Annotated in this window: 11 protein-coding genes and 1 pseudogene; 1 reads left to right on the top strand and 11 read right to left on the bottom strand. The window is 60.3% G+C overall.

Annotated elements, in window-relative coordinates; translation table 11 throughout:
- The 10 genes and pseudogenes from GXH28_RS14350 to GXH28_RS14310 form a co-directional block, all read right to left on the bottom strand.
- On the bottom strand, positions 1-400 hold a 400-nt coding region (locus GXH28_RS14350), incomplete at its 3' end, for a DUF6691 family protein (protein ID WP_169239718.1).
- Between the two features lie 3 nt (positions 401-403).
- A complete protein-coding gene (locus GXH28_RS14345; RefSeq protein WP_169239717.1) occupies positions 404-937 on the bottom strand; it encodes a YeeE/YedE thiosulfate transporter family protein in 534 nt (177 codons plus the stop codon).
- A gap of 171 nt (positions 938-1,108) precedes the next feature.
- A pseudogene (locus GXH28_RS17005) lies at positions 1,109-2,194 on the bottom strand (DUF3387 domain-containing protein); the annotation flags it as partial.
- Positions 2,134-3,024: a type I restriction endonuclease gene (locus GXH28_RS17000; RefSeq protein WP_445082662.1), complete on the bottom strand. Its 891-nt coding sequence runs from the start codon at positions 3,022-3,024 to the stop codon at positions 2,134-2,136. The pseudogene GXH28_RS17005 and the gene GXH28_RS17000, both read right to left, overlap by 61 nt.
- A complete protein-coding gene (locus GXH28_RS14335) occupies positions 3,012-3,581 on the bottom strand; it encodes a transposase (protein ID WP_169239716.1) in 570 nt (189 codons plus the stop codon). The genes GXH28_RS17000 and GXH28_RS14335 overlap by 13 nt, the downstream gene beginning before the upstream one ends.
- Positions 3,578-3,760, bottom strand: a complete 183-nt coding sequence (locus tag GXH28_RS14330) for a hypothetical protein (protein WP_169239715.1) — start codon at positions 3,758-3,760, stop codon at positions 3,578-3,580. Before GXH28_RS14330 ends, GXH28_RS14335 begins: the two co-directional genes overlap by 4 nt.
- Before the next feature lie 2 nt (positions 3,761-3,762).
- Entirely contained in the window at positions 3,763-4,656 is an 894-nt protein-coding gene (locus GXH28_RS14325) for a DUF3800 domain-containing protein (RefSeq protein ID WP_169239714.1), read from the bottom strand.
- Positions 4,653-5,954, bottom strand: coding sequence for a restriction endonuclease subunit S (locus tag GXH28_RS14320; RefSeq protein ID WP_169239713.1), 1,302 nt, complete (start codon positions 5,952-5,954; stop codon positions 4,653-4,655). Before GXH28_RS14320 ends, GXH28_RS14325 begins: the two co-directional genes overlap by 4 nt.
- Positions 5,955-5,987: 33 nt before the next feature.
- Positions 5,988-7,151, bottom strand: coding sequence for a Fic family protein (locus GXH28_RS14315; RefSeq protein WP_169239712.1), 1,164 nt, complete (start codon positions 7,149-7,151; stop codon positions 5,988-5,990).
- A gap of 81 nt (positions 7,152-7,232) precedes the next feature.
- Positions 7,233-8,834 (bottom strand): class I SAM-dependent DNA methyltransferase, encoded by a 1,602-nt coding sequence (locus GXH28_RS14310; protein WP_169239719.1) that lies wholly within the window; start codon positions 8,832-8,834, stop codon positions 7,233-7,235.
- A gap of 15 nt (positions 8,835-8,849) precedes the next feature.
- On the opposite strand from GXH28_RS14310, the gene GXH28_RS14305 reads away from it, so the two are divergent.
- A complete protein-coding gene (locus tag GXH28_RS14305) occupies positions 8,850-9,269 on the top strand; it encodes a M20/M25/M40 family metallo-hydrolase (RefSeq protein WP_169239710.1) in 420 nt (139 codons plus the stop codon).
- Between the two features lie 175 nt (positions 9,270-9,444).
- On the opposite strand, the gene GXH28_RS14300 is transcribed toward GXH28_RS14305, so the two are convergent.
- Entirely contained in the window at positions 9,445-17,256 is a 7,812-nt protein-coding gene (locus GXH28_RS14300) for an FG-GAP-like repeat-containing protein (protein ID WP_169239711.1), read from the bottom strand.
- Positions 17,257-17,520 lie beyond the last annotated feature (264 nt).

Here is a 17,520-nt window from a genome sequence, read left to right as displayed (position 1 = left end):
CTGTTTTCTTAAAAAACGGATAGATCTCGGCATAAACCGCCGCTCCGGTGATCATCCCTAGAATTGCAAATATGGCATGCCAGCGCCCTTCCGCAATCGCCCCAACAGAAGTTCCCGGGCAAAATCCCATTATGCCCCATCCAATCCCAAAGAGAGCACCTCCCAAAAGAACAGCGCCCAGATTCATGGGTTTATGGTTCAGAGTAATGATACCCTGCTGGGCAAGCAGGGTGATACCAACCGATCCCACAAGTATCGCCGAGAGCATAAACTTCAGGATCGTCATATCCCTGAAAAGCATAGCCCCGACCTGCTTGTCAAAACGAAGCACTCTACCCTTTTGCAAAAGAAAGCCAAAAAGAATTCCGGTAATTAGACCCAGCCATTGTTCCGTAGTCATGGCTTATTTCCTCCTGTATAAGATGTTAGCCACGATAACACCAAAGGCAAAAAACATGGCAAGAGCGACAAAGGCACTGGCTGAAAGCTGCATCAGGCCGCTAAGGCCGTGCCCGCTGGGACAACCATCTGCCATTCGTGCCCCGAGCATCGCAATCACGCCGCCGATAAATGCTCCGAAGGCACGTTTCCCGATGGAGGGCCCGAATCGCTCTGCCCATGTCGGAGGCACAGATTCCAGCTTAAAGCTTCTATCTGTAAGCGATGCTATCAGAGCCCCCAAAAAGATCCCACAGATGAGCATGAATTGCCACTCTATCTTGACCTTTTCTTTGTTGAAATATTCGTTGGAAGCAACATGCTCCGGCGCAACCGCCTTTTCCAGAAGCCCCGCGGCTCTAACAAAGGTCGTAGAAGCGCCAAGATAATTTGTTTTTCCGAGAAAATGTGTAGTGGCAAAGGCAGAAGCGATAGCAAGAAGCCCCACGAGCGCCCCTGCTATGTAAGGACTCCAACCATTTCGACGCTCCGAATTCATAGTGTCCCCCTCCTTGTTTAAACATGATTACCATTAACGGGATTACGATAAACATTCAAGCAATGCAGTCAATCTGGATGGCTCCAACGAATTCTTCCACCATGGGGACGCCCCCTGTGTCTGCTTTGCCGATACCATATGCTCGATGATGCTTTTGATTAGACGACTTTCTCAGGCAGCTGCATATTCTGCGGACAGAAGCTCGGCTTGCTCCAATACCGTCTGCGTGGCTTTTTCCTGTTTGTCCGGCGGATAGCCGTATTTGCGCAGGATGCGTTTTACAAGGCGTCGCAGGTTGGCACGAACGTTTTCACGCACTGTCCAGTCGATGGAAATATTATTTCGGACGGTCTGAACCAGTTCCTGAGCAATCTTCCTCAGCGTCGGCTCACCGAGCACTTTCACTGCGCTGTTGTTTGGCTCCAGTGCGTCGTAGAAAGCAAGCTCTTCCTCGGTGAGTCCCATCGCCTGGCCCCGTCTGTCTGCCTCACGCATATCTTTTGCAAGCTGAATTAATTCTTCAATGACCTGTGCTGCTTCTATCGCTCGATTCTGGTAACGGCGGATTGCCTGCTCGAGCAATTCCGCAAAAGAGCGTGACTGCACTAAATTCTTCTTGCGGCGCTTCCGAATTTCTCCTTGAAGAAGTTTCCGCAGAAGTTCCACGGCTAAGTTCTTTTGCGGCATTCCCCGCACTTCAGCCAGGAACTCCTCGGATAGAATAGATATGTCGGGCTTTTTTAGACCGGCTGCAGCAAAGATATCCACCACACCTTCAGGTGCGATTGCACGGGAGACAATCTGCCTGATTGCGTGCTCCAGTTCATCGTCGGTCTGTTTCTCACCATGTGCCCGCTTTGCAAGAGCCGCGCGTACTGCCTGAAAGAAAGCCACGTCATCCCGGATGGCAAGAGCCTTCTCGTGGGGAACCGCGAGAGCAAAGGCTCGCGAGAGTTCGGACACTGATTGCAATAGCCTTTCTTTGCCATTATCCTGAGCAAGAATGTGTTCCTGTGCAGCAGGTAATAGGGCGAGTCGATGCTCAGGGCTGCCCGTTTTCCATATCGTCCAGTCAAAGCCGTGGAAAAGATCACAGCAGACTTCGTATTTTTCCAGCATTACGGCTACGGCTTTCTCCTGGTCAATGGCGGTGGTTCCAGTACCGCCGCTTTCCGTGTATGTCTGGAGTGCGGACTTTAATTCGTGAGCCAAACCAAGGTAGTCCACCACAAGTCCTCCGGGTTTGTCTCTAAACACCTCACCGCGTGGAATTGATGGTAGCCGGCGATCTTTTTCTCCAGCCGACCACTGCCGTCGTCTTCGAAGGCGATGAAGTCGCGCAGGAGCGCCAGAAACCGTGTTCTTTCACAGACACCGTTCAACAAGACCTGCAGTTGAGGGACGCCGACATCCTCCACCTGTTCACCGGAAACAGTGCGCCATGGCTTGAACCACTCGCGCCCTGCGGTGAGTGTGCCGAGCCTCGCTTCCAGGCCGTCGGAGATTACCAGCAATTCGTTCAGTGCAAAGAGCGTCGGTAGCTCGGCTTTGTAGGTTTGCAGTTGCTGGAACGCGGTCCAGATGGTGGCGTCTTCGTCCGCCGGGTTTTTCAGTTCGATGATGGCGATGGGAAGACCGTTGAGGAAGAGCACCACATCGGGTCGGCGGGTGTGGCGATTCTCGGTGACGGTAAATTGATTGACCGCGAGCCAGTCGTTGCTGTCAGGATCATCAAAGTCAACGATGCGTGCTTGCGCGCCGGCGATGGTTCCATCGGAGCGGCGATATTCCACCGTGACGCCCTCGGTGAGCATGCGGTGGAAGGCGCGGTTGCGGGCCTCGAGGGTTGCCCCCGGCGGATTGGTGATGCGGCGGAAAGCATCCTCCAGCGCGTCAGCGGGCAGGTCGGGGTTGAGCCGCGCAAGGGCATCCCGCAGACGCCGGGCGAGCGCAACATCGCGGTAGTCGGTGCGCTCAGCAAAGAGCGCCTCCGGCGCGATGTCCGGCCCGTGGGCGATCCGCCAGCCGATGGCCTGCAGCCAGGCGAGGGCAGCGGATTCAAGGGCGGATTCGGTCAGATGCGCCATGGTTCGTCCTGTCGGGGCGACGCATACGTCGCCCGCACCACATCCGGATTTTCCCGATCCGCCGCCCATTGCGACGGGTTGTTCGCGATGTATTCCCGGATGCGGTTCAATGATTCGTCATCGCGGATGATGTGTTCGTAATAGTTGCGTTGCCAAACCGGCACCCCAGGCGTGCCGCGCAATTCGTTGATGCGGCGTGCAGAAAATGTTTTGAAACCACGAATGATTTCGGGCAGGCCGTGTTGCGTAGGGGCGGTGGTGGTGGTAGGAGCGGGTTTGAAACCCGCCCCTACAATGACAACGATCCCATGCACATGGTTTGGCATCACAACAAACGCATCCAATTCCACACCCGCATAATGGTTTGGCAAATTATTCCAAACGCCGTGCACAACCTGGCCGAAATCATTCAACCGCATTTCCCCCGCCACCACATCGCCAAAAAGACACGCGCGCGCCTGCGTGACAATGTTGACGAAATACGCCCCAGCCTGCGAATAATCATAACCTTTCAGCCGGATGCTGCGGCGATGGTGCTTTTGCGGGTCGTATTTCATAGGTTCAGGGCAAAGCATGGTTCGCCCCTACGATTCAAAAATTTTTCCGCATCCTTCACCCCTGCCTCCGCCGCGCGGTCACCTGACGCGATGTCCGGCCCCTCTGCGATCCGCCAGCCGAACTCGGGCAGCCACACACGCGCGGCGGATTCGACGGTGGATTCGGTGTAGGGATTCATACTCATTGCTTCCCCTTGCGCGGGGCCTTGTCTTCTGAATGCTGAGGTTCATACATCCAGAAATTGATCGGGTTTTCTGGATTTGGCGTCCAAAGACCACGCTTATTCTTCAGACTTACGCCCATTTTTCTCTCTTGGCACAATTCGTCAAATTTCTTGAGGACTTGAAAGCGCTCTCGCGAACTGCGGGATGAATCAGCCGAACCGTCGTCTTCGTCGAACAAGCTAGCTTGCGGTGATGTGGACTGCAACCACTTCTGATAGTCGTCGAATTTATCGCGCGAGAATACTGCTAAACCTGCAAACAGATCAGCAAGCTGGAGAATCGGATGAGCCCCCGACGATACTGGTTGGATTTCTTTTATGCGGAACTCCTGGCGTAGCCGGATGCGAAACTGGTTGCCAGAGAAAAGGGAACGATCCACTTGAACACTGATGCTCTTATTCTCGAGGTAGTCCTGCAGGGTTCCCCAATCCTGTGCGGTGTGCTCGTCGGGGCAAAGCCTCCAGAGAGCATCGTTAGGCCACCGCGCTCGAAGCACGTTCCGGAACAAGTGGTAGTACATGCGCCCGAGATTTGCGATGTCGTCCCTCCCCGCGATCTTATGCCGGCTATCTTCGATGTCCCAGACTAGCACATCTACACGAAGCTGCCCCACACATGCCTTTTCTATAGCGAATATACAAAGCTTCTCGGCTGCGAAGCACTCTTTAGCTCCGTCCAGCTTATTCCACTTGAATTCCCTAACCTGCGATTGCTCCAGCAGCTGCCTCACTTCGCCTTCCATGCCTTCTAGGCAACTTAGCGGCAGGGTCACCATTCCAAGACTGCGAAACCGGCCCTTGTTCCAATGCGATTCGTCCGCGAACCCAATGTGTGTGACGGCGCTGTTCATAACCCCCGCTCCTTCAAAAACCTCTCTGCATCCCTGACCCGCAGCTGGCCGGAGATGAGCTTGGGTAAAAGCGCATCGCGCAGGGCGGCGAGGGTGCGGGATTCACGGACGGCGTCCGATGATCGCGCGAACAGCGGCTTAATCAGTCGTCCAAACGCTGCTGCGACCGGATCGGGCGGTCGTGGCAGTTTGAAATGGCTGAGAGAGTCTGCCTGTACGCGCTGTCGGCCACTCGTTCCTGTCATGCTCTGAATAGCGAACTCGCGGAAAGCATCGCTTCGTGCCAGGCAGTAGCCGAACTGCTCAGGGAGCGGCGGCTTCGGACGCAGCACGATGTACTCGGTAGAGCCCCAACCGACTTGCTCTTCCTCCAGAAAATCCACGAACGCCGTTTTGCCGTTCTCAAGGCACGGAGTGATCCGCGCAAGGAGGGTATCGCCGTTGATAAACCGCATCCCGGAGCTGAAAGGCCGATTGATCACTCCATCTGGTGTGTGCCCCCGAGTTGGCATGTTCGCCATGTCTAAGTAAGGCGCGACTTCCCCCTTACGCAGCGAACGACTCGGGTTGATTTCGATCAGCTCAGGAAGCGTGACCACCCTCCACCCCTCGGGGATCTCCCCCAGTTCCGAGTCCACGAGCCGATTGGGGAAGAGGTCGTAGAGGTGGGCGGGGAGGCCGGGAAGGGACTGGCCGCGGCGCCAGCGGCCCTCCATCTTGGCGCGCACGGGCTCGAAGTCCACGAACCAAGCCTTGAACAGTGCCCGCGCCATCTCTTCCAGCGTCTCGCTCATCCGCCGGTTCAGCTCGATCTTGTCGTCCAGCGTGCCCAGAATGTGGGCAATGGCGCGCTGCTCGGGGAGAGGAGGAACGCGGACCTTGATGCGTTGAAGATCGCGAACGGTAACATGGCCCATCGTGGTTTTCTTATCTTCAACGTGAGCTTCGAAAATAGGCATTTGAGACAAAAGCAAGTAGCGGACGAAAAGCTGGTCGTAGCCAGGCTTGGCAATAACTTTGAAGATGTGCTGGTTGAGGGCTGCCTTTGGTCCGCGATACCGATAAATTCCGACTGAGCCTGACCAGGCAAAGAGGAGATCGCCATCTTTCACCCAGTGTTCACTCGCGATAAGCTCCGCGGGGATGCGATCTGTTTGTTCCGTAATGCCACGATTGAGTTCTGCTATCTTGATAACAGGGACGCCGTCATTGCCGCACAACTCAGACGGCTTCGTGGCACGACCGTTGATGTAGTGCGCAATATCCCAAAGGCTCACTTCTCGCCACTCACCTGCCATGGCTGTGCTCCTTTTGTTTACCTAAGTCACAGCTCATAGTGGTTCAGTGCCCTCGTTGAGAATGGCCAGATAGCGGTCATAGGCAAAAACTCGGTTTCGCTGTTTGCCGGTGACCTCCCGCGCGATACCTAAGCTGACAAGCGTCTCCATGCTTTTGGCGACCGCTGGGAAGGTGAGGCCGGTTTGTCGGACGCCTTCATTCAGGGTGAGCAGGGGCCGCCGGCAAAGGACGTGGAATACCCGCAGGACAGACCCGGCGGAGCGTCCAACGGCTCCAACCTTTTTTGCGTCCTCTTGAAAAAGAAGCACAAGGCGCTGGGCTGTCTCTACAGCGTTTTGCGCAGTTTGGATCACACCCTCCAGGAAGAAGTCCAGCCAGGCCTCCCAGTCCCCGTCGGTTCGCACCAGGTCCAGCAGCCGGTAGTATTCGCTGCGGTGCTGCTTGAAGTAGAGACTGAGGTAAAGGAGTGGCTTCTTCAAGATACCTTGGTGGTGCAGGATGAAGGCGATGAGAAGCCGGCCGATGCGGCCATTGCCGTCCAGGAAGGGGTGAATCGTTTCGAACTGGACATGGGCTAGGGCCGCCCGCACGAGCGCCGGATACGGCGAGTTTTCCTCGTGGAGAAAGCGCTCGAGCGCGGCCATACAATTTTCCACGGCGTCCGGAGGCGGGGGCACAAAGACGGCGTTGCCGGGGCGGGTACCACCGATCCAGTTTTGCGTGCGGCGAAACTCACCCGGGGATTTCTCGCTGCCTCGTCCCTGCGATAGCAAGATACCGTGCATCTCACGGATGAGACGATTGGACAGGGGGAAGCCTTCTCCCAGGCGATTCAGCCCGTGCTCCAGGGCCGCCGCATAATTGGACACTTCCACGACATCATCGAAGGGCACCCCGGGGGCCCCCTCAAGCTCAAAGAGCAGGAGGTCGGAAAGCGAGGATTGGGTGCCCTCGATCTGGGAAGACAAGAGCGCCTCCCGCCGCACGTATGCGTAGAGGAAAATATCGGGGTCTGGCAAAAGGAGCGTGACGCTATCTAGGCGCCCAAGCCCGAGCGTGGCCTGTTCCAGCCTCCGAGACCGAAGGCCGGACAGGTCAAGCGGGGGCCTTGGCGGCAAAGGTTGGGGGACGAAGGCACGGACCTTCTCCCCGCCGATGACGGTTACCCGATACTCCCCTGTGCGCCCGCGTTTCATAAACCCACCTGTAACGCAACGATCGTTGAATAGCGATCTGGGCTATTAAACGGAAAGCCCCTTTCGTTTATTTGCTTTCCATCAGCGGCCATAGCCCAGCTCCTCCAGGTTCTTCCAGATCGCCTCATCCAACCGTCTAGCTTGGGCCTGCTGCTCGCGCAGTTGCGCTACGAGGCGGGCCATCTTTTCCTCGAACAGCTCGCCCTCGTCGTCCACCGCCTCGGCGCCCACATAGCGGCCAGGGGCGAGCACGTAGCCGTGGTGGCGGATTTCCTCCAGGGTGGCGGATCGGCAGAATCCAGGAATATCGCGGTATTCTGGTAGGGGCGCATCGCGATGCGCCCCTACAGTACCACGCCAGGCATGGTAGGTGCCGGCAATCCTGGCGATGTCGTCGTCGGTGAGTTCCCGGTGGGTGCGATCCACCATGCGGCCCATCTTGCGCGCGTCTATGAAGAGCACCTGGCCCCGGCGGTCGCGAAACTTGCCGTTATTGCGGTCGCGCGCGAGGAACCAAAGGCACGCGGGGATCTGCGTCGAGTAGAAGAGCTGGCCCGGCAGGGCCACCATGCAATCCACAAGATCTGCTTCGATGATGTTCTTGCGGATCTCGCCCTCGCCCGACTGGTTGGAGGACATGGAGCCGTTGGCAAGCACGAAGCCGGCCACTCCATGAGGCGCGAGATGATGGATGATGTGCTGCACCCAGGCGAAGTTGGCGTTGCCTGCGGGCGGCACGCCGTACTTCCACCGCTTGTCCTCGCGCAGGCGCTCGCCACCCCAGTCGCTCACATTGAAAGGCGGATTGGCGAGGATGTAGTCTGCCTTGAGGTCCGGGAAGCGGTCGTTGTGGAATGTGTCGCCGTGTGCGATCTGGCCGTCAATGCCGCGGATAGCGAGGTTCATCTTTGCGAGCCGCCAGGTGGTGTAGTTCGACTCCTGACCGTAAATGGAGATGTCGGCGCGCGCACGGCCGCCATTGCCGTTGCCGCTCGCGTGCGCACGGATGAACTCCACCGACTGCACGAACATCCCCGATGAGCCGCAGCAGGGGTCGTACACCCGGCCGCGGTAGGGCTCGAGCATCTCGACCAGGAGCTTGACCACGCAGCGCGGCGTGTAGAACTCGCCGCCCTTTTTGCCCTCGGCGCTGGCAAACTGCGACAAGAAGTACTCGTACACGCGGCCGAGCACGTCCTTGGCGCGTGCTTCCTCGTCGCCGACCTTGATGTTGCTGATGAGGTCAATGAGCTGGCCCAGGCGCTGCTTGTCGAGCGCGGGGCGCGCGTAATCTTTGGGCAGCACACCTCTGAGCGAAGGATTGTCGCGCTCGATGGCGGCCATGGCGTCGTCCACAAGCTTGCCGATGGTGGGCTGTCGCGCTTGGGCTCTGAGGTGTTCCCAGCGCGCCTCCAGCGGGACCCAGAAGATGTTCTCGGCCCGGTACTCGTCGGGGTCCTCGGGGTCAGCGCCTTGCGCACGCTCGGCTTCGAGCTTTGCATGCTGCTCCTCGAAGGCGTCGGAGATGTACTTGAGGAAGATCAGGCCCAGGACGACGTGCTTATACTCGGCAGCGTCCATACTGCCGCGCAGCTTGTCGGCCATTTGCCAGAGCTGGGCTTCGTAGCCGAGGGTGGCGCTGTTGGTGTTCGGCTTCTTTGTGTTGTTCTTCCGCTTGGCCAATGACCGCCTCCACCAGTGATTATAGCCACCGCCCACATCATCACCGCGCTTCAGACCATTGTGATGTGCAACGTTGATCCCATGGCTCAGGGCGTGGTGACCGTGGGCTGCATCCATGGCGGCGCCGCGCCGGACGTGATTCCTGATGTGGTTGAACTGCAAGGCGCCCCTCGCGCGTTTGAGGGATCGGTCATGCAATTGCTGCGGGTGCGCGTCCGGCAAATCGTGGCGCAGGTCGCCGCAGGGTTGGGTGTGGCGGCCGCCGTGACCTTCGCGGAGCCGAGCACGCCGGCCACGGTGAACGACCCAGCATTGGCCCGCCTCGTGCGCGAGACGGCGGCGGCTTTGGTGGGCCCGCAGCGGGTTCGCAGCGACTATCGCATCATGGCCACCGAGGATTGTGCTTTCTTCCTTCAAGCGATCTCCTCGGGCTGACTGGTGAGTGGGCGCGTGCCCCGGACCGGGCGCAGGGTGGATTCCATGTGCTCCGCCGCGGGTCGAGGCGATGGCTCGCCGTCGCCTCAGCAATCCGATTGATGAATTCCTTGCCGCCCTATGGAAAAAAGATGGGCGAAGGCCAAAGACCTTCGCCCATTAACAGACGCGCCGGCTATGGTTTCTTGCGGACGATGGGGATGAAAGTGCGGTAAGGCGAACTCACCGTAGAGAAGGACCACCATGCGCCATCGTCGGCGGGTGTTACATCGCCGGCGTTGTTGACGGCGTGCACCTGCCAGAAGTAGGTGACGCCGTAGCGCAGGCCGCTCAGCGCGTAGGAAGTGGTCGTCGTGTGCACCCACCGGCCGCCAGTAGCCGAGCAGTCCGCCGGCGTGATGCCGACGCACACCTTGTAGCCCGTCGCACCGCTGGCAGCGGTCCAGCTTAGCGGCAAAGCCAGTGGTCGGTTGGGAGTGTTGTTGGGCGGAGCAACCTTGGAGAACGCGCCGGGAGCGCTCATGCTCGAGATGGCCGCGGTGGTGAAATACCACCATTGGCCGTTGTCCGCTTGCGTCTGGCCGTTGCTGTTCACGGCGCGCACCTGCCACCAGTAAGTCGCAGCGGGTTGCAGGGCAGGCGTGACCGGCCAACTGGTGACGTTGCCGATCTTGATCCAATTGCCGGTGACGTCGCAGAGGTTGATCTGCGTACCGATGCACACTTCGTAGCCCATCGCGCCGCTGGCGCCGCCCCAACTCAAGGTGAGGGTGACGGGCTGGTTGATGTCGCCATAGCTAGGACTGGCTTTGTTGAAGCCCCCCGGTCCAGGGCTAGGATCGTTCAGGGTGGAGAAGGACCACCACTGGCCGGCATCCGCCTGGACGTTGAGGGAGCCGGTGATGGCGCGCACCTGCCACCAGTAAGTGGCGGCGCTTTGCAGTGGTGGGACGACCGTCCAACTGGTGGCGTTGCCGACTTTCACCCAACCGCCGCTGACGTCGCACAGGCCGACGTTGGTGCCGAGGCAGACGTAGAAGACGGCGCTTGTGCTGGCCGACCAGCTCAGCGTGGCGGTGTCGGTGGCTACGTTGGTGGCCAGGTGGATAGGTGCGGTCTTGGTGACGAATAGGTTGGCTGCAATGGCGGCCGGGGAGTTGCCGGTGGTGAAGGACCACCAGTTGCCGTTGTCGGCCAGCGTCACACCGTTGTTGTTGACGGCGCGCGCCTGCCAGAAGTAGGTGGTGCCATGGCTGAGTCCGCTTAGTGCGTAGGAGGTGGCGTTGCCCACGTCCACCCAGTCGCCGCCGGTGGCCGAGCAGTCCGCCGGCATAATGCCGACGCACACCTCGTAGCTCGTCGCGCCGCCGGCGGCAGTCCAGCTCAGCGTGAGGGACAGCGGTTGGTTAGCGGCAGCGTCCACAGGAGCCGCCTTCCAGAAAGGCGCCGGTGCATTCGCATCGCTGGCCGAGCGCGTGGTGAAATACCACCATTGGCCGTTGTTCGCTTGCGCCTGGCCGTTGCTGTTCACGGCGCGCACCTGCCACCAGTAAGTCGTGGCAGGCAACAAGGTGGGAGGCTGCCAACTGGTGGGCGTTGGGTTCGGAACCACTTCTATCCAATTGCCGGTGACGTTGCACGAGTTAATGGCGGTGCCCAAGCAGATTTCGTATTTAGTTGCGCCGGCGGAAGCATTCCACTCTAGCTTCAAGTTGGTGGTTGCCTGATTCACCGCCCCGTTGTTTGGCTCGCGCTTGCTAAACGCTTCGGGTGCCGGCGGCATATCGTTGATGGTGGTGAATGACCACCATTGCTCGGCATCCGCCTGCACGTCGAAGCCTGGGCCAAAGGCCCGCACCTGCCACCAGTAGGTGCTGGCGCTCTGCAATACCGGCGCCACCGTCCAATTGGTGACGTTACCAACCGCTACCCAACCGCCCGTTGCGTTACACAGATTCTGGGCTGTGCCTACGCAGACGAAGTAGCCGGTGGCGCTAGGGCTAGGCGTCCAGCTCAACGAGGCGAATTTCGTCACGTTGGTGCTCAAATGCAGAGGCGCAGTCTTGCTGAAGGCATGTTGCGGGGCGTATGTGCTCGTGGCTTTGCCGAAGTTGGCGCCGGTGCTGTCGCCGGCGGGCACATTGACGCTCACGGCGATCGGCGTGGTCGCGTAGTAGCCCAGCGGGTTGGTGGCGGTGACCACTTGCCCGCCGGCGGGCACGCAACTGAACGCATACAGCCAGTTCGTTTGCAGCGTCTGCGTCGCCACGGACACATTGGCCAGCATCGTCGTCGGCTCGTCAAGCCCGATCACGAGCTTCCCATCTTTCAACGTGTCGGAATACACGTAGCCGTTCAGGATGCCGAAGCTCGAGCCGCCGCACTGCGCCGCGAGGGCAGATTGGCTGATCAAGCCGAAGTCCACCCGTCGAATTTGGGCGCCGCTGCCGGTCACAGCGACCAAGCGTGGTGTGAGCGGAATGTAGCCCGGCGGCGGCGTGACTTCCACCACCAGCGACGCGCCGGCGCCGACGTCCGCCTGATAGAGGCCGGCGGCATTGCTAGACACCGTGGCAATGACCGTGGGCCCGCTGCGCATCGTGACGGTGATGTTGCTCAGGCCGGTATCGCTTGCATCTTTGTGCCCGTTGGGTGCGTTCAGCGCGCCGTCCGCGTCGGCATATACGTAGCCCACGATGCGGAATAGACCGGGCGGCGGCGGCTCGATGTTCTCGCCGTCGTCGCCGCGTATCTGGCGTAGGCCAAAGTTCACCTCGTGCGCTCCTTGGGAGAGCGCGTTCACCACAGCCGGATTGGGTGTGGTGGCAATCCAACCGATAGGAGCGGTCTGGATGATGGAGCGTAGGCCGGCAGGCACCAGGAGCGCGTAGCTGCCATCTGCGCCGGTGAATGTGCTCTGCCCGCTGTCCGCTTGCACCAAGACGCCGTTCACGCCTGGTTCCCCGAATAGGTCGCGGTAGCCATCGCCGTTGGTGTCGTGATACGTCACGCCCCACACCCAGGCGTTGCCGGGCGGCGCCGGAGCTGCGACGCGGAAGGTGACGTCACGCACCTGGCCGACGGTCAGGTTGGCCACTCCCACCTGCCTCGGCGAGATGGCGACCAGTCCGGCCGGCACTTCGATCTCGACCAGGTAATTTGCTGGTGTGCTGCTGGCTGGCACCGGCAAGTACACCATCCCGTTGCTGTCGCTGGTTCCATTCACCTGGCCGAGCGGGCTGCTGGCTGTCACGACCACGCCGGCCAATGGCGTGGTCGCAGTGCCGGTGTACACCTTTGCCTGGATGAGCGCAGTGTTGCTTGCCAAGGGCACCGACGTACGCGCTTCAAACGGCCCATAGTTACGACTGCCATCGCTGGCAAAGGCTTGGTTGACGATCACGCTGCCGGGCATGGCGCTGTTGTTCACCTTCACGCGCCACACGATGACGGTCGGATCCACAAGCCCCACGCTGCCGTTCCAGGTCAATTGCCCAGAGCTGAAGGTCGCGATCCCGTTGCTGGCAATGACGTAGCTGTCAAAAGCTGTCCCCGCCGGCAGCGGGTCGGTGATGAGAGCGGAAGAAGTAGCGACAGTGCCCAGGTTGAACAGGCGGATGGTGTAGGTTACCGGCTGGCCGACGCCGGCGGCGCCGGGTTGGGCTATCTTTTCACCACGCAGCAGCGGGGCATTGCCGACCACCACCTCGCGCACAGCTTCGAGCGCGGTGTTCGTGGTGGTCTCGGTGATGAAGGCGCGGTTGGTCAGCACGGTGTTGTTCGCGCTGAGGGTGCCGCTGATCACAATGGCCACATACTCTCCAGGAGGCACCGTGCCCTGCCAGGCGACGTTGCTGCCCGCGATGTTCAGCGCGCCGGCTTCGGGCGGGAAGGCCGTGGCGCTGTTGAGCGTCACGCCGCCGGGCAGCGGGTCATTCAGCGTCACTTGGGCTGGCTGGCTCCCCCGGTTCTCCAGGAGAATGGTGTAGGTGATTAGATCTCCTGAGGCGTAACGCAGTCGGTCGGAGGTCTTGGTCACCTGTAGCGTTGGCAGGCTGGAGCCGACGCGCGTCTCGGCGCAACGTCGGTAGTGCGGAGCAAAACCATCGCTAAACGCAGCACAGTTGACGATCACCGCGTTGGCGGCGTTCACCCGAGCGCGGAATTTCACCACGAGCGATTGGCCGGCGTTGAGCGTGCCATTCCATTGCACGCGGCGCAACACGGGGTCGTAGGTCGCGCTACCGCTGCCGCCGTTGGCGCTCAAGCTGCCTGGCACAAAGCTGACCTCGGCCGGCAGAAGGTCATCCACCAACAGCCCACTCACTGCAACGGCGCCGCTGTTGGTCACCTGTAAGGTGTAGGTGATGACGTCAAGCTGATTCGCCGTGTTGGCGCTTACCAGTTTGCTCGCTGTGCTGAGATTAGGCGCGTTCCCCACCGCCACTGCTGCCTCCAGCGTGTGCACGTAGCCACTTTTCACGTTGATCACCTGCGCCTCGTTGCGGATGACGCTGTCAACAAACAAAGGATTCGCCGTCGTCTGGAAGGTGATGGTCGCGACTTCTAGCGCGTCTAGGCTGCCGATCCACTCCACCCGGCTGAGCGCAGAGTTGTAGGTCGCGCTGCCGCTGGTGGCGTTCAGGCTGCCTGAGGTAAAAGTCATGAACGGCGGGATCGGGTCGAGCAACTGCGCCGTGCCCGAGTAAGCGCTGCTGTTGCGGACCACCACCGTCCACGTGACGGTGCCGCTTGTGTTGATCGCGGTCGGCGTGGCGAACTTGGCGCTGGTTGCGAAATCTGCCAACGGGACGACCTTCACCCCATCGCTGAACGCCGCTTGTGAGGACCGGTAGGTGCTGCCGCTGATATAGTAGTTGATGACCTCAACGAAATAGCTCCTGCCGGGGATCAGGTTGCTGATCAGGCGACGGTTCGGGTTGGGGTCGTTGTAGCACGCAGTGACCGAGGCGACGCTTCCGCTGCTGTAGGGTACGTTGAGGTAACCGTTGCTCACCAGCGCGCCGGTGCTATCGCGGATGGCCACGGCAAAGCCGCTCGGAGCGCCGAAGTTGGGATCATTCACCACCGACCATGTCGCAGCCAAGCACTGCGTGCTTGCTTGCTCGTCCAGGTCGCCCGACGCGTTGGGGGCCAGCCCTTCCCATACGGCTAGTGGAGCAGTGAAGGTGGCCTGGTCCAACGCATACAGGTAGCCATCGGTGGGGGAGACCAGGATCTCGAGATCCGGGTCGCCATCCACGTTGGCCGCAATCACCGAAGCGACCGGCGCGAAGAAGTTGTGCGCCCATGTCAGCGAGCCGTCCTCGGCGTTCAGCACATACAGATAGCCGTTTCCCGAAGGGACGAGCAGCTCGTCTTTGGGCTCACCATCCACATTTGCGACCGTCGCCACGCCCAGGGCGTAGAAACGCCCCTTGCCGGGGCACGCGCTCGTCAGCGCAGTGCGCGCGGTTTCGCTGTACACCTGTGGGATGCGGGGATTTTCCTCGCACGTCGAGAGGTTTACCGCAACGCCAAGCGACATGGTGTAAACCGGCGCGCCGCTGACGCCCCCGTGGGCGACCACCCGCCCGTCACTCCAGGTGCGGACCACGTCGCGGCCGTCCGATGGCGTCACCGCTGCAACCGCGGCCCGCGTGTCATACCCGCTCGGCAGAGTTGCTCCCCAAGCCGGGTTGGGGGTGAGGGTAGCGATGGTAAAGGTGTAACCGCGCATCGTGCTGTGCGCAAATGGCGCTGCCAACACAACCTCTTGCCCGGCGGCTGCGCTGTAGAAATCGTCTATCAGGGCCAAGTAGTGGCCATTGACGCCGCCTGGGAAGGTCGCCGCACCGCCTGTGGGACCGTCGAAAATCCAAGTGTCAGCCCCCCGGGAGTAAACGATATCGTCGTGGCCATCCCCGTTGATGTCTGCAATGCTGGCCCCGCCTATTATCGTCAGGTCATAGCCGCCGGCCACCGTAACGATCCAGATCGGGCTGAAAGTGCTGCCTTGCCGTTGCACTGCCCGTAAGTTAATAGCATAGTTTCCGGGCGCTACTTCCACAAAGAAGAGCGTGGTTGTGTTGCTCACCACGCCTGCGCCGAGAAAGATGGCGTAATTTGAACTAGCGGTGGTGGTAAGGAGACCACTGGCGATGAGCATCTCTGCGCCGGTGCTGGGTGACTTATATAACAAGCCCAGCGTGTACGAAGGAGCGCTGCCGCCGATCACAAGGTGGCCCCATGTGCCGCCGCCCAGCGGTACGAGTGCTCCTGTTGGTCCCCATCCGGATGTGGAGAGCCCCGTGTAATTCACCCGCGGCGGCGTGGCGAGCGTGGCGGTGAGGGGGTCGAGATTGGTCGTCCCTAGGATCACTTCGTTGTTGTTGTTGTTGTCGGTGTCCAGTACCAGCGGGGAGGCGCTGGCACTGCCGGCGTACACACGCTTGCGCACATTGAATGTGGCGTCGAGCAGATAGACGTAGCCATCGCTGCCGCTCAGCACCAATCCCCGCCCGAATGGCGTCTGGCCGAAGTCCCTCAACAGCAAGTTCTGCCCGACCGGGAAGATGTACTCACCCTTCAGCGTCAGCGTGCCGGAGACGCTGTAGGCTGCCAGCCGGTCGCCCGCTGGCAAAGAGCGACCCACCAGCAGCTCGTCAACCCCGTCGCCATCCACGTCGAAGTATGGCAGATAATGCGGATGCCGGTAGGGGGCGGCAGGAGAGGCGGAGGTGATCACATGCGTGGCCGTGAAGGTGCCACCTTGGTAGACGGCGACTTGCCCCCCGCCGACCAACACCACCTCACGCTCTGAGTCGGCGTCGAGCTGGGGCAACGGCGCAGGCGGAGTGTACGAGGTTACTCGCGATGCCTCTTTCATGTTGAGTGGTTGTGAGAACAGCGCATTACCGTTGTCACCACGGCGTACCTCGACGGTTGTTGCATAGTAGCTTGAAAGCACGATTTCCCGCCCTGGGGTGCCTGGGTCCACATCGGCGGCCTGAACGGTCATCGGCACGTCGCCGCTATAGAATGACGGCTGCGTGTAAACCAAAGTGAGAGCAAGGTTGGAGGGGGCGATATTGGCGACGTACAAGGTGCCGTAAGAGTTGTGTAAGACGACTTCTAGCCCCGACTGGGGCGCTACGTCGGCCAGGATGGGAAAAGCATAAGCATAAAAGAGGTTCGACAATGTTAATGTAGAAACGAGCGTCCAGGAGAGGGGCGAAGTCTGCTGCAACGTGCGCAGCTGATTGGTGCCGTGACTCGTATAGGACACTACATCCAGGTCCCCGTCGTTATCCAAATCGGCAAGCGTGGGGGGCATGTAGCCGTCCGATGGGTCTGTGTGATTGAAGCTGGCCACCAGTTGGGGGTTGGCGGCGCCGCCGGCGAAGGTGTAGATGCGCGGGCCGCCCTCGACAAAAAGTTCCATTTTGCCGTCGTTGTTTGCGTCGGCGATGCGGCTGCGCCTCACTGCGACACCTGGTATGCAGGTGAGCGCCTCGCCGGTGCGCCCGCCCAAGACCTGAGCGCCGCACGCGGCGTCGAAGATAAGCTCAACCGTGCCGTTGCCGTCCAGGTCGCCGGCGGGCATAAAGTCCCCCAAACCTGGGATGATGTCGGACTGCCAGAGCAGTTGGGGAGGGGTGAGCTGGATGTTGTAGGCGCGCACCCGTCCGCCGCCCCAGACCACCAACTCGGGTGTGCCGTCGGGCAGGCCGGCGCCTGGGCCGGTGATGTCGGCCAATCGGGCGTTGGGTGCGCCGCCCAAAGGATAGCTCCACTTAAGCGCCGGTGTGATGATGCTGGCGCTGCCGTTGTCCACACGGTTGGTGCGTCGGTAGTTCTGGCGTGGGGTGATCCATGTGCCGGGTGGTGGGATGATGCTGCTCGATGAATGAACTGCGCGTTGGGAGACATCGGCGCGGGCGGCTTGGGGAGCGGCGATGGACAGTGTCGTGAGAATGAACACCATCCAGACAATACACCCTCTGAGTAGAGCAGTGCGGTGTGTGGAGTCGTAGAATCGAGATCGCAGCATCATGGCCTCCTATATCAACTATTGCTCAGTTGAAAACCTTCAGACACAAGCGATGAGCGTTGTAAACGACAGACTTGACGCGGCCTTCACGGTTTTGGCAGGCCGGCTTAACCGAGCGAACCGCATCACCGAATTTGCGTAGTGGACGGTTTCGTTCTTCCAACGCTGACCGAACAAGCCGTCCAGACGCGCATGCGA

It is taken from the genome of Candidatus Roseilinea sp. NK_OTU-006 (genome assembly GCF_012931985.1).
Taxonomy (GTDB): Bacteria; Chloroflexota; Anaerolineae; order J036; family Brachytrichaceae; genus JAAFGM01.
The sequence above is the reverse complement of the archived record's forward strand: the minus strand, read 5'-3'. Positions and strand labels throughout refer to the sequence as shown.

What these genes read in the sequence shown, in the direction of transcription:
- GXH28_RS14315 (WP_169239712.1), bottom strand. Translation starts at nt 7,151, where the DNA reads ATGAAACGCGGGCGCACAGGGGAGTATCGGGTAACCGTCATCGGCGGG.
- GXH28_RS14330 (WP_169239715.1), bottom strand. Translation starts at nt 3,760, where the DNA reads ATGAATCCCTACACCGAATCCACCGTCGAATCCGCCGCGCGTGTGTGG.
- GXH28_RS14345 (WP_169239717.1), bottom strand. Translation starts at nt 937, where the DNA reads ATGAATTCGGAGCGTCGAAATGGTTGGAGTCCTTACATAGCAGGGGCG.
- GXH28_RS14320 (WP_169239713.1), bottom strand. Translation starts at nt 5,954, where the DNA reads ATGGCAGGTGAGTGGCGAGAAGTGAGCCTTTGGGATATTGCGCACTAC.
- GXH28_RS14325 (WP_169239714.1), bottom strand. Translation starts at nt 4,656, where the DNA reads ATGAACAGCGCCGTCACACACATTGGGTTCGCGGACGAATCGCATTGG.
- GXH28_RS14335 (WP_169239716.1), bottom strand. Translation starts at nt 3,581, where the DNA reads ATGAAATACGACCCGCAAAAGCACCATCGCCGCAGCATCCGGCTGAAA.
- GXH28_RS17000 (WP_445082662.1), bottom strand. Translation starts at nt 3,024, where the DNA reads ATGGCGCATCTGACCGAATCCGCCCTTGAATCCGCTGCCCTCGCCTGG.
- GXH28_RS14300 (WP_169239711.1), bottom strand. Translation starts at nt 17,256, where the DNA reads ATGGTGTTCATTCTCACGACACTGTCCATCGCCGCTCCCCAAGCCGCC.